Raw genomic sequence first — 18,332 nt, 5'->3', positions numbered from 1 at the left:
TTCACCGCTTTTCTATCGTGAGCTTGACGTTGTTGCCTTTGCTGCGTTCTTGCCTTCAAAAGCGCAAGTTCTCTGACCGTCTTATTCCCTTGGTCAATCGGCAAAGAAACCAGTGCTTACTGTTCATCCAGGCTGCCACTAGCATCGTCGTAGACCATCCAACAGACTGGGAGGGACCCTTCAGGATTTCGCTTACGCCGTGGCTCGTAGCGCCACAAGAAGCGAGACTCGCTTGTCGATAGATCTCGAATAATGTGGCACACTTCAAAAGGGCCTCCGGGCTCATCTGAGATGACGCTCGGAGAAACTCACAGAGATATTCGGTAGAGCACCGAAGACTTTACGAGCTAGATTGGCAGGAAGGAAAGACGTGAGAAAGCAGAGACCCGAAACAATCGCCGCCTCGCGAGGCATCGGTGAGGACAGAGCCTTCGGCGCTGTCAATCCTCCCTTGTTTCTTTCCAGCACCTATACCTTCTCGGGATACGCAACACCTGGTCAGCATGAATATTCCCGCACCAGTAATCCGACACGTAGCCTTCTAGCCGAGACGATCGCAGAACTTGAAGGAGGAACCGCTGCCATCATCACATCCTCAGGAATGGCAGCACTGAACCTCGTCCTCTCCTTGTTACGACCAAGCGACTTAATGATCGCTCCTCATGATTGTTATGGAGGAAGCTATCGCTTGATCCAGCAGAAGGCCGAACGGGGACATTTCAGAGTACGTTTTCTCGATCAGAATGATCCGGAGGCGCTGGCGCTCGGACTTGGCCAAAGACCAAAGCTGGTGCTAGTCGAGACGCCCAGCAACCCTCTGATGCGAATTGTTGATATCGCTGCCTTAGCCACCGCGGCGCACGAGGTGGGCGCTCTGCTTGCAGTTGATAACACTTTTCTTTCTCCTGCTTTGCAGACACCCATCGCACTCGGCGCTGATCTCGTAGTCCATTCTACAACGAAGTATCTCAATGGACACTCCGATGTCATCGGAGGAGCCGTCGTTGCGGCTAGCGCCTCTGAAGGCGAGCAACTTGACCAGTGGGCTAACATCACTGGAGTGACGGGATCGGCGTTCGATGCATATTTAATTCTGCGAGGAATTAGGACCTTGCACGCGCGCCTGGATGTTCAACAGAGGAACGCCGCAGCGATCGCGGCTTTCCTCTCCTCTCACCCAGCTGTTGAACGAGTTCATTATCCCGGACTACACACTCATCCGGGCCATTCGATAGCGAAGGCACAGCAGCGGGGATACGGAGCTATGCTTAGTTTCGAGTTGAAGGGGGGCGTGGCCGAAGTCAGACATTTTGTAGAATCTGTCAAGGTGTTCACATTGGCGGAATCATTGGGTGGCATTGAAAGTCTCGTTGCTCATCCTGCAACAATGACTCATCTGGGCATGGGTGCGGAGGCGCGAGCAGCAGCGGGCATATCAGACTCACTAATACGTTTGTCGGTAGGTCTCGAGGCAGAAGATGACTTGATTGACGATCTTGGTAACGCTCTTTCAAACCTTTAGCGATGACAGGAACTATCGGAAATCGTCGTCTTGGGAACACGGCGTCCGTTAACGAACCACAGCATCATTGCGATCGATATTGAACGAAACGGCGGGGGGCATCGTGCTACCGAAGGATAATAAAAACAGATCGACATCTCCCGTCTGCTACCTGGATGAGGTTGATTCCTCTTATTCGGGGATCGAGCCGCTTTCGGCCTCCGAAGCCGTCATGAGTTGGCGCAAAAAAGAACGTCGACGACTCATTGATCAGCGTATGGCGACTAGTTTCACAACACGATCATCCAGGACAGACGCGATCGAACAAAACCTCAAGCGTCTTCTTGGCGACGTCAGAGACAAGGTGATAAGCCTGTATTGGCCTTTCCGGGGGGAGCCAGACCTTCGACAATCCCGCACCTGGATCGAGAAGTTAGGGGGTCGTTGCAGCCTTCCTGTAGTGGTCATGCCGTCAGCGCCATTGGTATTTCGATCGTGGACGTCGGATACGACATTACGGAAATCAGCATGGGGGCTTGTTGAGCCTGAGGCCAGCGAGAAATTAAATCCAGATTTGATTCTGGCTCCTTTCGTTGGGATGGATCAAGATGGCTATCGCCTTGGATACGGCGGCGGATATTTTGATCGGACCCTCGTAGAACTGAAAAAACCAGCGGTAGTAGTAGGTATCGGTTTCGAGGAGCAAATAATCCCTACGATCTATCCTCAGCCACACGATGTGCCTATGGATTGGGTGCTAACAGAAACAGGGGTCTCCAAAAGTCCTACTCAACGTTTCTCCGGGAACTTGGAGGAACCGGGATGAAACATCAATTTGGGCGCTGCAAGTCTTCCGATCCAGAGTGAGCGGTGTTCCTTCACAAGCGCCATTGTGTGCCGCCAGGAGCGATCCTAGGCAGCGACACCTTTCGCGATCTCCCTTAGTCCTGCCAGAGCCGCGTTCACGACCGATGGATCTGAGCTAGCAGATTGGACCGCGTAGACGGGATAAGAAAATTGGGGTTGGCCCACTACCAAACTTAGCCGCCCGGCGCGTAGATGCGGCTCGACCGCGGACATCCGGAAGTACCCACTGCCCCCCTCCTTGAGAATATAGTTCAGCGCCAGTGGACCGAAGTCGAAGAAGAGGTCTGGCCGTACATCGAGGAAGTTCGTCCCTTGATTTAAAGCGAAGTCTGGCCCCCAATTGATATGGACGTAGCCAGCTCCTTCGTTGAAGGAACCACCCGGATCGGTAGTCACAAGCACCAGCTTCTCTTCGGTCAGAAGATCGACCGTCAATCCAGGCCGATGATGGGGCGCGTACATGATGGCGACATCAACCATTCCTGCAGCGACCTGATCAAACAGATCCTGAGCAACGTCAACGTGCACCCTCAGTGCCACATCATCCATCGAGGACCGTATCCATGTGACCCAGTCAAGAAGCAGAGGTTGCCAAAGCGCGATGTCGGAACCAATGGTGAGTACTGCTCGTCGACCGGGGGGAACTGCGACCTGATGCTGGGTGTGCTGCCAAAGCTGCACAAACTTGGGCGCGTATCGAAGGAACTGCTCACCTGCTGGCGTTAATGTCGCTCCATTCTTGTGGCGCACGAACAGAGGCCGCCCCAACTGTGACTCCAGCGTACGAATGCGAGCACTCACTGTAGTCTGAGCTACGTTGAGCCTCTCTGAAGCGCGGACGAAGCTACTGGTCGAGACGATTTCCAAGAAGGTGCGGGCGAGCTCAATATCCATTCCGTCAGTAGATTGCACCCGTAGCGCAGTGTCAAATTTGGCGTATTGCGTGGACGTAGGCGTCAGCCGGGTCTGGTCGCTACGACTTTCCACCGAGGAGAAGAGCCCATAGGTTGACGACGAAATGTCCACAGATCCCGCGTTTCAATTGCTTTGATCGAGCTCCAATCTGGAGCCTCGCAATCTGAGTCATCTAACGATCGGATCATCTCCGCGTCGAACGCTACAGTAACCTCAAGAACGTCATCGGACACATCTGTGGCAAGGATCCTGCCTGGCTGAACGCTTATCAGCACCAGGTTCAGTTGCTGATGTTCATTTTGCATCCGTATCAGATCTGAAGCGAAACTACCTACCACCTCACCGCTACAGAACGTTTCCAAGATTGACAGATCCTTGTTCACATATGCGTTTAGTACGATCTCGAATGCTTCAGTAGCACCCTCCAAGAAATCCTGTTCGTCGAGGGGCTGACCGCATGCGTGAGTACTATCTCTCGAGACGGAATGCGTCGGCTGCCGCCTCACGCTTGAAGAGCCGCTCTGCTCACCACTCGTCTGCGCGGGCCGTCCGTTTTCGTTGTCAGAGACAGGCTTCAAAACAGCACGGAGGATGACGTACCAACAATACGCGAGGTAGTATGTTACAAGGAACTCGGTTAAATCCATCGAGTCAGTCATCTCCAGCGCTCCTGGATATGGTTACCTGATGAGGGGCAGGTTTTCCCACTGGTGGAATGGCGGCGGGGAAGACAGCGTCCACTCTAGGGTGGTGGCACCCTGCCCCCATGGATTGTGTCCTGCCACCCTCTTTCTCGCGAATGCTTCGACTAGCATCGCGAAGAAAACGGCAAGTCCTGCAGTTGAGATGTATGCTCCAATCGATGAGATCAGGTTCCAACCCGCGAAGGCATCCGGGTAATCCACGTAGCGACGCGGCATCCCCGCGAGGCCTAGGAAATGTTGCGGGAAGAACACTAGGTTGACGCCCACAAACATCAACCAAAAGTGCAGGTTACCGAGGGTCTCGTTGTACATGTACCCCGACATTTTGGGGAACCAATAATAGAAGCCTGCGAAGATCGCGAAGGCCGCTCCGAGGGACAGCACGTAGTGGAAGTGCGCGACCACGAAGTAGGTATCATGCAGTAGACGATCAACGCCGGGGTTCGCCAGCACAACTCCTGTGACCCCACCTACTGTAAACAGCAGGATAAAACCAAGCGCCCAAAGCATCGGCGTACGGAACACCAAAGATCCGCCCCACATCGTGGCTAGCCACGAAAACACCTTGATGCCCGTAGGCACAGCAATCACCATGGAGGCAAACGCAAAATAGCGTTGAGACTCCAGCGATAGGCCCGCCGTGTACATGTGGTGAGCCCAGACGATGAAGCCTAGCGCGCTTATTGCCACCATGGCGTAAGCCATTCCAAGATAACCGAAAACTGGTTTCCTGGAGAAGGTAGAAACCACGTGGCTGATGATCCCGAATCCTGGCAGGATCATTATGTAGACCTCGGGGTGACCGAAGAACCAAAACAGGTGCTGATAGAGGATTGGATCTCCGCCGGCGGAGGGCGAGAAGAAAGCTGTCCCGAAATTCCGATCCGTCAGCAACATTGTCACCGCACCGGCTAGAACGGGAAGAGAAAGCAGAAGCATGAACGCGGTGACAAGCATTGCCCACGCAAAAAGCGGCATCTTGTGCAAAGTCATCCCCGGTGCACGCATGTTGAAGATAGTCGTAATGAAATTGATTGCTCCGAGAATCGAAGAAGCTCCGGAAAGATGGATGGACAAGATCACGAGATCAACGGCAGGTCCCGGCTGGCCCAGCACGGAGTATGGCGGATACAGGGTCCAGCCTCCGCCATGACCTGAACCGCCCGGCGCTCCAGGTACAAAAAGCGACAGGATGAAAAGGATGAATGAAGCGACGAGCAACCAGAAGGAAACGTTGTTAAGACGAGGGAAAGCCATGTCTGGAGCCCCAATCATAAGCGGGATGAACCAGTTGCCAAATCCACCAATAAGTGCCGGCATGATAACAAAGAAGATCATCACCAGTCCGTGACCGCTGACCACAACGTTATAGGTGTCTGGATTCGCAAAGAACTGCAGACCCGGCTGCTGCAGTTCCATGCGGATGGCGACTGACAAGGCCGTACCCAACACGCCTGCCAGGATCGAGAACATCAGATAAAGGGTCCCGATGTCCTTGTGATTTGTCGAAAAGAACCACCGACGCAAGAACGGGGACTTAGAAGGATTTCTGGAGGCTAGAGACACCATTTTTACGGCCCCTGATATAGCTTGAACGTAGGCAACTTCGGCACTGCAGACAAACGGAATGAATTGCCGCGTAACTGCAATATCTTTGCTTTGTGCTACGCGGCGCATCGATAATTTCAGGCGATTCCGGCTGACTTACCTAGCTAGCTGACTGAACCTCACTTTTGGTGACATTCGACTATGCCATCTCCAGAATGAGTGCCGATTTCGGCGGTCGGATAAGGTGCGTCCAAGTAATTATGGAGATAGATGCACGTGGTGATAAGCCGGTGTGTAGGCAGCGAACAAGGAAGGCATTGGGCAGTGCCGTCTTGCTTCAGCCACCTTGGCAAGCTTTAAACTGGCCGCCAGGTCACTCGCAGCGACTTACCCCCTCGAAGTCGTCCGACGGGCGCGCATTTCGCCGAATGGCCCTGATATGGGCTGGATGCAGATGGAGCAATCGTCACTATCGGTCTGCACCCACGAACGCAGTTGCGTTGGCTCCGAAAGATCCCATCATTTGAAGACCGGACGCTTTCTCCAGATGAGCTTGTTCATCGTTCTTTCGTAACCTCTGTCGAAGACGATCTTCATATACTGGTGATCTAGAGGATCCTTCATCGAATAAGGCACCTGCACATCGATGGAAGCAATGTCTAGCCCCACGCCAGAGCGCTGCGCGAAGTTGTAGAGTGCCATCAGCCCCTGCTTCGTGTGCGTTTTAAGAAGGATTGAATAGGCCCGCCCCATGATTGGGAGCGCTCTTTCAGCGGGCATTGCGAATTCAGGAATGAGTGCATTGTTTATGATCACATAGATATGCAGGTTCTCCTTCCTCGAGTTTGGATCAAGGATCAGTTGCTCGGGCAGAGTAAAGAATTGAGCGGAGCTCCCACCATCCGAATGCATTTCCTCGATCTGCTTTCCATCCACCACGGCTTTGATCACGATGGGTGGCAAGACCCCGGGGACACTAGCGGACGCGATTAGGACCTGACGAACCAACTCCAAAGCTCCCGCGCTTCCGCTGTCTGCGATCGCACCGACGTTCCAGACTACTGCATGTTGCGTATCGAGATTGGTTGTCATTACAAGAAGCCTACGCCCGGAACGATGCTCATGCGCGATCCTGCGCAAGATATCATCAGTGATATTCGCCTCCACCATGCGGCGAAGGCCCTCTCCTTTAAGGAAACTTGGGGAGAAGATTCCGAACCCTCTCCAGTCGATATCGACGAGATTACGGCTTTGATCCGAGAGGTAGAGACGTCGTAGCCGCTGGTCGTATTCAGGACCGAGGAATGCAAAGGGCGCTATCAGCGCCCCAGTGCTGACACCAGTTACGACGTCAAAGGTTGGACGGGTGCCAAGATCGCTCCATGCAGACAGTATGCCGACCGAGAAGGCCCCGCCTGCGCCCCCACCCGATATAGCCAGCATAGCAGGTTCGGCCTTTTTCGTTACTGGTCTCCACGGATCATATACGGCTCTAGGAGGTCGCGGGGCGTCAGCTTGAATTCTGATATTCTCGAACCCGACAATTCGCGCCCGCTCAGCTTCAGATTCGTTATAGAGCTGCCGCCCAGATGCCATGCATCCGCTTACGACCAGCAAGACGACGATCCAGAGATTTCTAGGCCTGATCCAGCGCCGAACGACGTAGCTCATGCAGATAGCCCTTGGGAACAAGATGGTTGATGGTCGAGGCGTGTGTGACTGGGTTGATGTCAGATCGCCGTCTCACGCCTCAGCGCGGCTCTCCCTCGGGAGCAGGGTCGCAGCGAGGAGTGCTCCTGTCGTGGCCATAGCTACAGCGGCCCCGATCCAAATGCCGTACAAGGCATAGCCAAGGATGAAACCGCCCAATACCGGGGAGGCGATGTCGGCTACCGCGACCAAAGACTGCGCGCCGCCAAGGACCAATCCCTGTCTCTCCAACGGGACATGGTTTGACAATGCTGCCATGTACGTCGGCTTTGCCAGGGCGTCCCCCATGCTAACGCATAGGACGGCAAGGAACAGGATAGGAATGGTCGTGGCAAAGCCAGCGGTCAGGAAACCAGCGGAGATAAGCGCGAAAATAATAAGGATCAGGCTGCGATCGGATACATATTTTCCCAGCCAGCCGAGCAGGAAGATCTGCGCGAACACATTGATCGCTCCGTCTGCCATGATGAGGTAACTAAGTTCTTTCGCTCCAAACGCGTGGCCATTCCAGATGAACGTGTCGCCAAGGAAGACCGGCATCTGCGATACATACATGCCATACGCAAAGAAGTGGCAAAGCATCACGACGATAAGGACGCGAATTCCAGGGGAAGCCAGAATTGAACGGAACGACGGCTGCTCTTCCTGGATCTTATCATTTGAGCGTGGCGCAGCCGGCGCATCATCCAACGAAAAGGCTGTTACGAGGATCGACAGTAGTACCAAACCAAATGCGACAAGTATTGGAGCCGTCAACGAGGTATCGGATAACAGACCTGAGAGGCCCGCGCCGAGTATCCCACCCACACCTGCCCCACCCATCAGGATGCCCATTGCCTGCCTCCGGCTTGCTGCATCGGTATGATCGGCGACGTAGGCCGCGGTGACAGCGATGTTGCCAGCGGTCAGGCCAAGCAATACGCGAGCAAGTAAGATGAACGTGATGCTTGGAGCTAGAGCGAGCAGCAGAAGGCTTGCAGCGGCAACGGCTTGGCTCGCAATGAGAACACGCTTGCGTCCAAAGCGGTCTGACAGCTGCCCAAGCATGGGGCCAGACGCGAATTGCCCCATGGCTTCTACAGAGATAATGACGCCGAGGAGAAACGGGGAGCCTCCCATCCCGCGGATGTGAAAAGGCAAAACCGGCAAGACTGCAGCGGTACCTGCGGCAAAAGTACAAACGATAAAGAAAACGGGCAGGATATGTCGCCACTGGAGTGTACGAGCCCAGTTGAGGCGTGAGATGGATTGGTTGTTCATATCAAGCCTCTTGCGCAGTCATGGTGAAGACCGTGCGGCAGGCGCTATTATCCTGCTGCCATGCTTCGTTGAAGGTAGAGAACGGCATCGGCTTAAACGCGATCTGCCATCCTTCTGCCGCAGCTGCCCGCAGCACATCCTCGATGACCGCCACCAGCCGTGGCAGGGACACACTACCGCCGCCACTGCCCATCAATTCGATTGCATTGGCTCGCATGACGGCCGCCGGGAGGGTGATGTCCGCTGCCGAGATCGAGCCGATCTGGACGAAGCGCATAGGAACCGCGTCACGTCCCGCTGCGGCCGCGGCTAATAACAGGTTCTCTGCACTCGGGCCCCATAGATAGTCGAGCACGACGTCTACGCCGTGGGCAAACTCCTCCATCAGGCGGTGTCGAACACCATTGATGTCTTCGCCAAATTGGATCGTTACGTCAGCCCCGAGTAGTCGCACTTCTTCAAGCGCTTCGGCATTTCTTCCGGTCGCCACGATGCGGCCTGCGCCGAGTTTGCGCGCGACCTGAATGGCAAGTCGTCCTGATGTGCCAGTAGCACCGTTGATCAGAACCGTCTCGCCGGGTTTAAATCGGGCTCGTTCGGTAAGCGCTGCCCAAGAGGACATACATGGATTGGCAATGGCAGCAGCGGTGGCACCATCAAGACCAGCTGGCATCGGAACACAAAATCGCTCATCGACAACGGCATAGTCCGCCATGCTGCCATAGGGTGCACGAGGCATAGCGAAATAGACTCGGCTGCCGTCCTCCAACTCCCCTACGCCATCAATACCCACCCCGAAAGGAAATTGCCCGCTGTCAGTGTAGTGTCCGCCCGAGGCTCGCGCCTTGGCCAGATGGCTAACAGCGGCGGCACTGACACGGATCAGGTTTTCGCTGGGCAAAGGCGTCGGGACGACGAGTTCTGTGAGGGCGGGCGGCTGTCCGGCAGCGCAAACAACAGCGGCTCTCATAGCGGCTCTCCCTGGCAAGCAGGCAATCCTGAATGTTGTAGATAGCTTTCCAGGCGGGCGACTGTCTCGATGCTGAGGGGTAGAATGGCGGCGATATATCCGTCAGGTCGCACCAGCACAGATTCGTTCGGCATCAATCCATAACTCTCATGGAGTTGCTCGAAAGCATCCACCACGTCCCCTCTATCGCCGACACGATGGATGTGCAGGTCTCTCCGTGGCGCGAATGCCTCCTGCCCATTGATGAGCAAGGTCCAATGCGTTCCCCTGAACAACTGAAATAGCCGCGAAGGCTGACCCGCTGCGCCCTGGATTGGAGCATCCGGAGCACGATCTCCAGCCTGCAGCCCCCTCCTCCCAAACGAGAGCTCAAACGAGAGCGGAGACACAGGGTAGCCGATGTCGAGCTGCCGCACCTCACGTCCACGCTTCATCTCGCCGCGCTTACTCGCGTCGAGCAGCCGGGTTGCCAGTCCGAGCATCGCCTCTGCCACCGGACGGCGCTCGATCTCGTAGCTGTCTAGAAGCGCGTCGGCTGCGCCATTCAGCACGGCCGCAAGCTTCCAGCCGAGGTTGTAGGCGTCCTGCACACTGGTATTTAACCCCTGACCACCAGTCGGGGGATGAATATGTGCGGCGTCTCCAGCGAGGAACACCCGGCCAACTCGGTACCGGTCAGCGAGACGTGCATTCATTTGGTAGATGGAAGCCCATTTCACGGAATGGACCCGGGCATCATGGCGACCAGTGCGTTCCGCGACTAGCCGCTCAAGTCCTGCAGCGGAAAGATCGACTTCTCCATCGGACGGTACCGGTCCTTGAAGCTGAAACAGGTCAGTTCCCGCCAAAGGACATATCGAGAGCATCTGCTCCATGTCGCCATCGCGAAACTGATGCCACCAGTCCCGATCAAACCCTGTTAGCATCGCATCGGCGACTAACGCGCGCACACCAAGCGTCTTTCCCGGAAAATCCAAGCCGAGCGCGTGACGCACCAAGCTGCGTCCGCCGTCCGTTCCAAGGAGGTAACGCACGCGCACTATCTCTTCTCCATCTGGACCGGATAGTCGTGCTGTGACGCCCTCTTGGTCTTGTTTGAAGTTGAGCAACTCACAGCCGAACTCCACTCGGCCGCCCAGTTCGACCAGCCTTTCCCGCATGATGCGCTCGGTAAGGAACTGCGGGATCATCAACGGGATGTGATAGGGCTCTGCTGGCGTGGCCTGAGGTCTTTCGCCGAGATCTTTCTCGATGACACTCCCGTCGTCGCGGTAGACGCGCATCAGCGGGTATTCGCCACCGGCAGCTACGACCTTGTCGAGGATGCCGAGATCTTCAAAGATTTCCTGTGTGCGTGGCTGAATGCCCTTGCCGCGTGAGCCAGGGAACGGCTCCGGCATCTTCTCGATAAGCCGGAACGGTATGTTACGTCGCGCCAAGTCGATTGCCAGCGTTAGGCCAGCCACTCCCGCGCCGCAGATGAGCACATCTGCCGCAAAATCATTTGTCATTTATCTCTCCATATGTGTTATATGCACATAATAGGAGAACGGAAATGACGTCAACAAAAAACGTGCAACATACACATATCAGGAGCAAGATACGTGACTTGCACGGAGCTCTGATCGACATAGTGACCCTGATGAACAGGCCACAGCGTGACGAGGCGCTCGTGCGTGAGGCAGGGATTGCGCTCGATCGTGCGCTTTTCCCTCTACTGGTAGGAATCGAGCGGCGCGGACCCATCGGGATCGTCGACCTCGCTACAGGAGTTGGGAGAGACTACACCACCGTCAGCCGCCAGGTGGCGAAGCTGGAGGGTCTCGGCCTTGCCGAACGCAGACAAAGTGCGACCGACCGCAGGGTGAACGAGGCGGTTATTACACCAAAAGGCAAGGCAATGACCGACAAGATCGATGCGGCGCGCGAGAAAATCGCTCTGGCAGTCTTTGCGACTTGGGAAGCAGATGAAGTTGACGAACTTACGCGCTTGATGCGCAAGTTTGCCGACGCGATGGGAGAAGAGGCCAAGGACGCGCTTCTACCATGATGTCACTACCAGAGGTCGACTAAGCTTAGACTGATGAAGCTCACAGCCCCTCCTACGACCAAGGGATCAAAGAACCGATACGAGGGCGACAGCAGCGTCAAAAAACGTCTCGGATGGGGTCTTGACAGTCGAAAACTTGTTCTGTATTTGTTCCTTTCATGACGCACCAACGCTCCCCACTCTCACTCATCAAGCCGCTTCAGAAGCGCGATGATGAGATGTGCGTTTTTCGAATAAGCCACTCGTAAGAACGAACCCACAGCGTTCACAGGCGGCCAAGTCCGCCGTTCTTAGGGCAGGCGTATCATGTCCATTGATTTCGATGTATCCGCAGTTTCTGACCTGCATCTCGTCCGACTGAAAGCATCTCACCTTCACTTCTCACCGGCGGGTACCGTACGCTGCGTTGGAGTGCCGCTGTTCAAGTCTCGTGCGGCACGCGACCTCGGATGCCTTCTTGATGTGGACTCGGAGGTAGTCTCTTGGACGTGTCTGCCAATCCTCCTCTCAAGGAATCAGGAGACACACGTCCCCGACGTCCTCGTCACCACCGAGTGTCGGACATTCCTTACTGACGCTGGCCCAACCCCTGACTGGGCCAAGTCAGCAGCGCACGATCTCGGTTACCAGTACGAAGACTGTGACATCGGTCTTGCCGCCAGCCATCGACTGGCGAATGCCAAGGATCTTCTCCGTTACGCTGGCGTGTCCGTTTCTCTAGGCGACCGCGTGCGGCTCCTCACCTATCTGGATGAGCACGGATCGCTACCTCTTGCCTCCTGCAGCCAACTCATCAAGAACTGCGCCGACGGGATCGCTGCGATTGCATCACTGACCTTGCAGCGAGTTGTCACCATAGAACTTGATGAAGGACCTATCGGTCCAGACACTCGAGTTTCGAAGGCTTAGCCTTTTCTCCCTTTTTCATGATCAGCAACCAAGACGGCCTATATTGACCGATCCTCAAAGCAGCCGCTCCAAATGCAGTTGGCAACCTCAATCGTCTCAACGATCCTTGACACTGGGACTCGGCCAGGGACCCGTTTACCGTCATCACGCAAGCTCGCGGCTGAACTGGGAATCTCCCGCCTGACAACGTCCCTCGTTTACAATGAGCTCGTCCTTCAGGGTTATCTCGAATCCTTACCCCGATCAGGATATGTCGTCTCGAGCAATGCCCCGCACCGTCGGATGCAGGCTACAGATGATGCCTCGGCACCAGGCAACGTGACCTGGAGCGACTGGCTTCCCCGGGACCTAAGTAAAAGACGCCAGATCATTAAACCCAGAGACTGGCGCAATTATCCTTATCCCTTCATCTACGGTCAGGCCGATCCTGCTCTTTTCAATCATTCCGCTTGGCGTGATTGCGTGCGACGGGCCTTAGGGACGAGGGATTTTGTTCAGCTAGCTGATGATCGTCTGACGATGGATGATGAATTGCTGGTAGACTACATCTGTAGGAATACCCTACCCCGCCGAGGGATTAGAGCAAAACCTGAACAGATACTAATTACATTGGGTGCCCAAAATGCACTGTGGTTAGCCACGCAATTGCTTGCTCGGCGAGACAGACAGGCAGTGCTCGAAGATCCGGGCTATCCTGATTTTGCCGAGACTCTGCGTATAGTCAACATGCCCACGACTTACATCCCGGTCGACAGTCAAGGCTTGAATCCGGCCTTGCTTCCACAGGAGACTGGACTCGTATTCGTGACACCCAGCCATCACATTCCAACAGGTGTCACCATGCCCGTGTCCCGTCGGGTTGAATTGCTTCGACGTGCGGAGATGCAGGACTTTCTAATCATCGAAGACGACTATGAATTTGAAATGAGCTTTCTCGAACCTCCTTCACCATCATTGAAGTCACTCGATAAGAGTGGCCGGGTGATCTACGTTGGTAGTTTCTCCAAATCGATCTTTCCAGGCCTCCGAGTAGGCTACCTCGTAGCCTCAGAACCATTTATCGAACAAGCGCGCGCACTCAGAGCGATGATGTTACGACATGCGCCTACTCATATGCAGCGGGTCACTGCATATTTCCTGGCGCTAGGACACTACGACGCTCACATCGTTGGCCTGAGGGGTGTCTTCAAGAAGCGCAGGAGTGCGTTAGTCGAAGCTCTGGAAGATTGCGATCTGAGCATTGCTGGGGCGGCACGATACGGAGGATCAAGCCTCTGGATTTCTGCACCGGATCATATCGATAGCATGGAACTGAGCAAGAAACTCGCGACTTGCGGGGTCTTGATCGAACCAGGTCAACCCTTCTTCAACGAACCGCAAGCCAATCGACATTACTTCCGTATGGGGTACTCCTCTATAAATGCAGACAGGATCCCAGAGGGCGTCGCGCTCATCAGGTCACATATACGTTGAGTAGCGATATATGATGTCGTCAATACAGCGACAACGGGCGATATCGACCGCCCCTCTGGGACACTTGAAGTGTCAGTTCCTGATGCTTTGCAAAATCGAGCTGTATTGAAGTGATTGGCACCATCTTGAATGGCAGACCAAGATCTCCAGCTATTTCCCACGATCAAAGGCGACAAGGCACCGGAGTTAAATGAAATAGGGCGCTTCCTCAGAGAGGCGGTCGGCGGAACTGCCATTTTTTAAGCGCGGTCGGCACGGGGACGACCACTGAGCTGCGCTTTCCATCGATCGAGTCCAGGCTAGTTGCAAATACGCCTAGGCGGAGCCATATACAGCATATGCGAATTTCTGCGTGGGTATTTTTGTCAAGGCTGGTCGGTGAGGGACGTGCTCTCTCCCGAAGCGGATGACTCATCCTCAAACCGCAAATATCGCTTCGGGAACCCTTCTAGACATGCGGCTAACTTAAATGTCGCGGCTTTCAAAGGCCCGCGGCGAGGTACTGCCATGTATACTGATACCCGTCACTCCTACGCTGAGACCACCTCTGGCGACTGCATAAGCGGTGCCAATACGACTTCCATTGCACCTAAGCCCGGCGTTTTCGATGTCGTGATGCGAGATCATGCGCAGCCGCTGACATCAAAGCCTCTACTATTATCGTCGTCGATACGCCCTCACAGAACGCGTGGCACTGCACCCACAGATGAACTCCTACCGTTAATACAGTATGGCGCACTGCCTTGGCGCGTTGGTCGATGCGGAAATCTTCGTATTCTTCTAGTCACCTCTCGGCGGCGAGGCCGGTGGATCGTACCTAAAGGTTGGCCCATGGTTGACCGTCCGCCAAGTAAAGCAGCAATGCAAGAAGCACTCGAGGAAGCAGGCGTCATCGGACAGATCAGCTCGACGCCGTTTGGGAGCTTTGAATACCTTAAGACACGACGTAACGGGTCTGAAGTTCGATGTCGCGTTGACTTATTCGGTCTTAGAGTGCGCGGTACCTTGCTCCAATGGCGCGAGAAGGATCAGCGAAGTCGAAGATGGTGCTCGCTGGCGGAAGCCATCCGTTTGATCGATGAGCCTGATCTGAAAAGGTTGCTGTCGAGGGTGGAATTCTGTCAGAGCTCACGAACTCTAATAATGGTCGCTCGTTGATTTCATACGCATTTGACAACATCCAGGAAATGGCCGAAAAGCCGACCATGCTCAATTCCCTGTTCGTCCAATCGGTGAGCTTGAAGGCCAGCTGCAAAATCGGCTGAAGGCCTGGCACCTCTACCTGCAAGTCTGCAAGAGCGGTGCCAGGTAAAGCCGTCGCCTTCTCTTTCCTTGCCACGAGCACCTTTGCCTCCGGATCGACGGAGCATGTTCGTGCGCGATATATTGGACAAACGACATGACCTTCAGATGCAGTTGCACCTTTCCTATCAGCGGCCCGAACAAGATTCCTCGGTTCAAATCATGGGCGGCATCGAATGCCGCAGACATCGAGTTTAGCCTCCCACCACAGGTCCCTGTAAAATCCGAGCAGATGACCATCAGAGTCAAGACGAACGCGGATCGGGATGCGCTTCTAGATAGGATGGCACGAGCCAAGTTGTAACAAGATGCGAGCTGGCGGTGAATTAACTGCCAGCTCCTCGATCCACCGATGGTGGGCAAAGTCGCGTATGTGACCGCGATCAACTTTACGGATAAGGCTATCAATCCCTACATTAGGAGACAGAGCAGTGCGGGAGAAAGTCCGACAAACAACCCGAGGCTAAAAATGATACCGTTTCCAGTCCTTCCTTTGTGATCCTTTGCAAGCTTAGGTGGAGTCATCACCGGCTCCTCAGCCGGCTTCAGCAACTTCCTCTCATCTAGCGCTGTCCGCGCATTGACATCGGCTTCTGGCGCACGCATCTCCCGAACAGGAACTTGGACAAACCATCGATTGGCATCATCAAGCTTCACTTCAAGCCTCATTTCTTCGACAGACAGCATTTCTGCTACAGCCTTCTTGGCAGCAGCCCCTTCGCTTTCAGCCTCAATGAGAAGCGTTTGCTTGACCAGATAGAACGGCACCTGATTCGTCCTTGAAGGTTGTTACACGCATTAGCTTAGCGTGAACCAAGCCCTGGCACATCATCATGCCAGCGGGAAACATTCCACCATCAGTGCTTCTGGTGCTATCGGTGCCGCTTCTGGCGCTATGGAGAATGGCATTTTGTCGCGCTCGGCACCGTTGCACTAATTCGGCACCGGTTTGGCGTCCTGCTCGAGACGAATGTCGCAGTGGGCAGGCTCGACCTTTGCTCCAGATCCAGCGGCCTCTAATAGACGGTTAACCTTGATTTCGCATTAGGATCGACATCTAACGAGGCTCTTGTAGAAGCCCATTCCATGTTCAGGATCACACACATACAGATGTAGTGCCAAGCGGCTTCCAGCCGTCGAGTTGCGCGTTTGCGCCCACCTGATCGACTATCACAATACCGATTGAATAAATTGCCAGCCGCGCCGGGGACAATGATGACCATTGCCATACTTGAACGATCCACCGCTCGCTAAGTCATGGCAGGTCAATTGGCCTGTTCTGGTTATCGGGCAAATGCCGGATGACCTAAGGAACACGTCAATGAATATCCCATTCCTCCGCCTCATATTAAGGCCATTTGCAGACGTATCAGCTTCGGTTCCCCATCCGATTCCCGCGACGGAAGCAGGTGTCTTTCGCTCAAGCGGCGTCGGTGGCGGGCTTAGCAACAACGTGTGCCGCAGCCTGAGAATATCAAATTCTGAATAGCTGCCCGCCTGGCCGTCAAAGGCGCTGAGGTGGCCCGGCTGATCTGCGCCGCTCTGGTTGCAGACGTCGCTGCCGTGGCCGCCTCCCCCCAACAAGAAAGGATCTATAGAATGACGAACAAGAACGAATTCCCCACACTCCAGCGCATTGAACTGGACGCGTTTGCAGTTGACCTTACCGGGTTCCTTGTCGCGAACGGTTTGTGGGCGGCCTTACCTACCAGAGCACAAAACGCTCTGGAGAACACATCTATCCACCTGTGCACAGCAGTCGACCGCGACCAGGACTACCTACTGGCAATTGGGAGCGGCAGCGACGTCCAGTCAGCAGGTCTTGACTGCATCCAGAAGCTAAAATCAAGCCTAGGAACCTCATTTGGTAATAGTCGCTCGACAGCTTTCATCCGGAGCAAGCACAGCCTTTCTGATGGAAGCAGCGCTAGACCTGCGGACGCACTTTCGTCTTCCAATAATGCAATGCCTGCCCATTCTATCGAGGGGTTCTTCGATACCTTACGACGCGTGGCTGCGAACTACGCTTCTCAGCCGAGTGGGCCACAACCTGAACGTTGCACAGAGCAGATTGGCTTGGTGTTCCGACTAGCAATCGCGGACTGCTGGAGATGGAGCGGTCATCGATCTGACTCGCCTGAACGCAGACTGGCGAAAGCAATCACGGCTTATCGTAGCCAACACCCCCTTAGGGCCCTAGGCTGATGGGAGCCGACCATCTGAGGCGCAACTTCTGCGCCTCAGATGGGTTTGGCAGTCACGTCATGAACTTGCTGCCGAGCTTCCCGCATGAGGGTTCAACGGCCGAGACAATTAGATGCTCCTGATCGCACCTCCGTCGCATCTGAAGATGGAACCCGTTGTGTAGCTTGCACGGTCACTGCACAGGAAGGCCGCAAGATCTGAGAATTCTTCTACCGTACCGTAACGCCCTGCAGGTATCGAAGCCATAGACTCCGCCCGAACGGCGTCGATGACGACCCCTTTCCGTGCTGCTGCGGCTTCATCCAGTTGGTCCACACGGCTGGTATGGATCCGACCAGGAACGATCAAGTTGCAAGTTACTCCATCGGCGGCCACTTCACTAGCAAGTGTCTTATTCCAACCGACGATCGCAGAACGTAATGTATTCGAGAGGGCGAGATTGGGGATGGGTTGAACAACCCCCGAGGACGCAATGGTTAGAATGCGGCCCCATTGTGCTTGCCGCATTGCTGGAACTAGAAGATTGCTGAGTTCAATGATGCTGACCAGCATAATTTGCGCCTGCGTAGCAAGCGCGTCAGCTGTGATATCCGTAGCCTTGCCGGGCGCTGGCCCACCGCTGTTGTTAACGAGGATGTCTACCGTCCCCATCACACGCGCTGCATGATCCGCAACCACCTGGGCGAAAGCTTTGTCAGCCATATCTCCCACTACAAAATGTGCCTCGACCCCATGCCGTTGTCGGATGTCTTTGACATGCCTCTCGAGCACGTCACTGCTGCGCCCGCAGAGCAGCACCTCAACTCCTTCAGCAGCAAGTGCGTTAGCCACTCCAAGACCCAGACCACGCGAAGCTCCGAGCACAAGCGCCTTCTTACCTTGAATTCTTAGATCCATTTTTCGAACCTTTTATTGTTT

General features: G+C 54.9%; 14 protein-coding genes. 5 read left to right on the top strand and 9 right to left on the bottom strand.

Going from position 1 to position 18,332, the window contains the following annotated elements:
• The first annotated feature begins 370 nt into the window (after window positions 1–370).
• Both metB and ACEPP2_RS18385 read left to right on the top strand, forming a co-directional pair.
• Window positions 371–1,522: a cystathionine gamma-synthase gene (gene metB / locus ACEPP2_RS18390; protein WP_395517471.1), complete on the top strand. Its 1,152-nt coding sequence runs from the start codon at window positions 371–373 to the stop codon at window positions 1,520–1,522.
• A 103-nt stretch (window positions 1,523–1,625) separates the two neighbouring features.
• The gene (locus ACEPP2_RS18385) at window positions 1,626–2,327 is read left to right on the top strand and encodes a 5-formyltetrahydrofolate cyclo-ligase (RefSeq protein WP_395517470.1); all 702 of its coding nucleotides are present in this window, start codon (window positions 1,626–1,628) and stop codon (window positions 2,325–2,327) included.
• An 86-nt stretch (window positions 2,328–2,413) separates the two neighbouring features.
• Here the strand turns inward: ACEPP2_RS18385 and ACEPP2_RS18380 are convergent, their stop codons facing one another.
• From ACEPP2_RS18380 to ACEPP2_RS18350, 7 genes are all read right to left on the bottom strand, one after another.
• On the bottom strand, window positions 2,414–3,262 hold the full coding sequence (locus tag ACEPP2_RS18380) for a LysR family transcriptional regulator (protein ID WP_395517469.1): 849 nt from the start codon (window positions 3,260–3,262) through the stop codon (window positions 2,414–2,416).
• A gap of 62 nt (window positions 3,263–3,324) precedes the next feature.
• Window positions 3,325–3,942, bottom strand: coding sequence for a Tim44/TimA family putative adaptor protein (locus ACEPP2_RS18375; protein ID WP_395517468.1), 618 nt, complete (start codon window positions 3,940–3,942; stop codon window positions 3,325–3,327).
• A gap of 21 nt (window positions 3,943–3,963) precedes the next feature.
• On the bottom strand, window positions 3,964–5,556 hold the full coding sequence (ctaD, locus tag ACEPP2_RS18370; RefSeq protein ID WP_395517563.1) for a cytochrome c oxidase subunit I: 1,593 nt from the start codon (window positions 5,554–5,556) through the stop codon (window positions 3,964–3,966).
• A 498-nt stretch (window positions 5,557–6,054) separates the two neighbouring features.
• Window positions 6,055–7,206, bottom strand: a complete 1,152-nt coding sequence (locus ACEPP2_RS18365) for a patatin-like phospholipase family protein (RefSeq protein ID WP_395517467.1) — start codon at window positions 7,204–7,206, stop codon at window positions 6,055–6,057.
• 72 nt (window positions 7,207–7,278) lie between these two features.
• Window positions 7,279–8,505 (bottom strand): MFS transporter, encoded by a 1,227-nt coding sequence (locus ACEPP2_RS18360; protein WP_395517466.1) that lies wholly within the window; start codon window positions 8,503–8,505, stop codon window positions 7,279–7,281.
• 1 nt (window position 8,506) lies between these two features.
• Window positions 8,507–9,475, bottom strand: coding sequence for a quinone oxidoreductase family protein (locus ACEPP2_RS18355; RefSeq protein ID WP_395517465.1), 969 nt, complete (start codon window positions 9,473–9,475; stop codon window positions 8,507–8,509).
• Window positions 9,472–10,986, bottom strand: a complete 1,515-nt coding sequence (locus ACEPP2_RS18350) for an FAD-dependent oxidoreductase (RefSeq protein WP_395517464.1) — start codon at window positions 10,984–10,986, stop codon at window positions 9,472–9,474. Before ACEPP2_RS18350 ends, ACEPP2_RS18355 begins: the two co-directional genes overlap by 4 nt.
• Before the next feature lie 44 nt (window positions 10,987–11,030).
• On the opposite strand from ACEPP2_RS18350, the gene ACEPP2_RS18345 reads away from it, so the two are divergent.
• From ACEPP2_RS18345 to ACEPP2_RS18335, 3 genes are all read left to right on the top strand, one after another.
• Window positions 11,031–11,525 carry a MarR family winged helix-turn-helix transcriptional regulator gene (locus tag ACEPP2_RS18345; protein WP_395517463.1) on the top strand — a complete coding sequence of 165 codons (495 nt, stop codon included), beginning with the start codon at window positions 11,031–11,033 and terminating at the stop codon, window positions 11,523–11,525.
• A gap of 981 nt (window positions 11,526–12,506) precedes the next feature.
• A complete protein-coding gene (gene pdxR, locus ACEPP2_RS18340) occupies window positions 12,507–13,907 on the top strand; it encodes a MocR-like pyridoxine biosynthesis transcription factor PdxR (protein ID WP_395517462.1) in 1,401 nt (466 codons plus the stop codon).
• A 507-nt stretch (window positions 13,908–14,414) separates the two neighbouring features.
• The gene (locus ACEPP2_RS18335) at window positions 14,415–15,065 is read left to right on the top strand and encodes an NUDIX hydrolase (protein ID WP_395517461.1); all 651 of its coding nucleotides are present in this window, start codon (window positions 14,415–14,417) and stop codon (window positions 15,063–15,065) included.
• Between the two features lie 555 nt (window positions 15,066–15,620).
• Here the strand turns inward: ACEPP2_RS18335 and ACEPP2_RS18330 are convergent.
• Together ACEPP2_RS18330 and ACEPP2_RS18325 are read right to left on the bottom strand one after the other, a co-directional pair.
• Entirely contained in the window at window positions 15,621–15,977 is a 357-nt protein-coding gene (locus ACEPP2_RS18330; RefSeq protein WP_395517460.1) for a hypothetical protein, read from the bottom strand.
• A 1,545-nt stretch (window positions 15,978–17,522) separates the two neighbouring features.
• The gene (locus tag ACEPP2_RS18325; RefSeq protein ID WP_395517459.1) at window positions 17,523–18,311 is read right to left on the bottom strand and encodes an SDR family oxidoreductase; all 789 of its coding nucleotides are present in this window, start codon (window positions 18,309–18,311) and stop codon (window positions 17,523–17,525) included.
• Window positions 18,312–18,332: the final 21 nt, after the last annotated feature.

It is taken from the genome of Pseudorhizobium flavum (genome assembly GCF_044142885.1).
GTDB classification, from domain to species: domain Bacteria; phylum Pseudomonadota; class Alphaproteobacteria; order Rhizobiales; family Rhizobiaceae; genus Neorhizobium; species Neorhizobium flavum.
The sequence above is the reverse complement of the archived record's forward strand: the minus strand, read 5'-3'. Positions and strand labels throughout refer to the sequence as shown.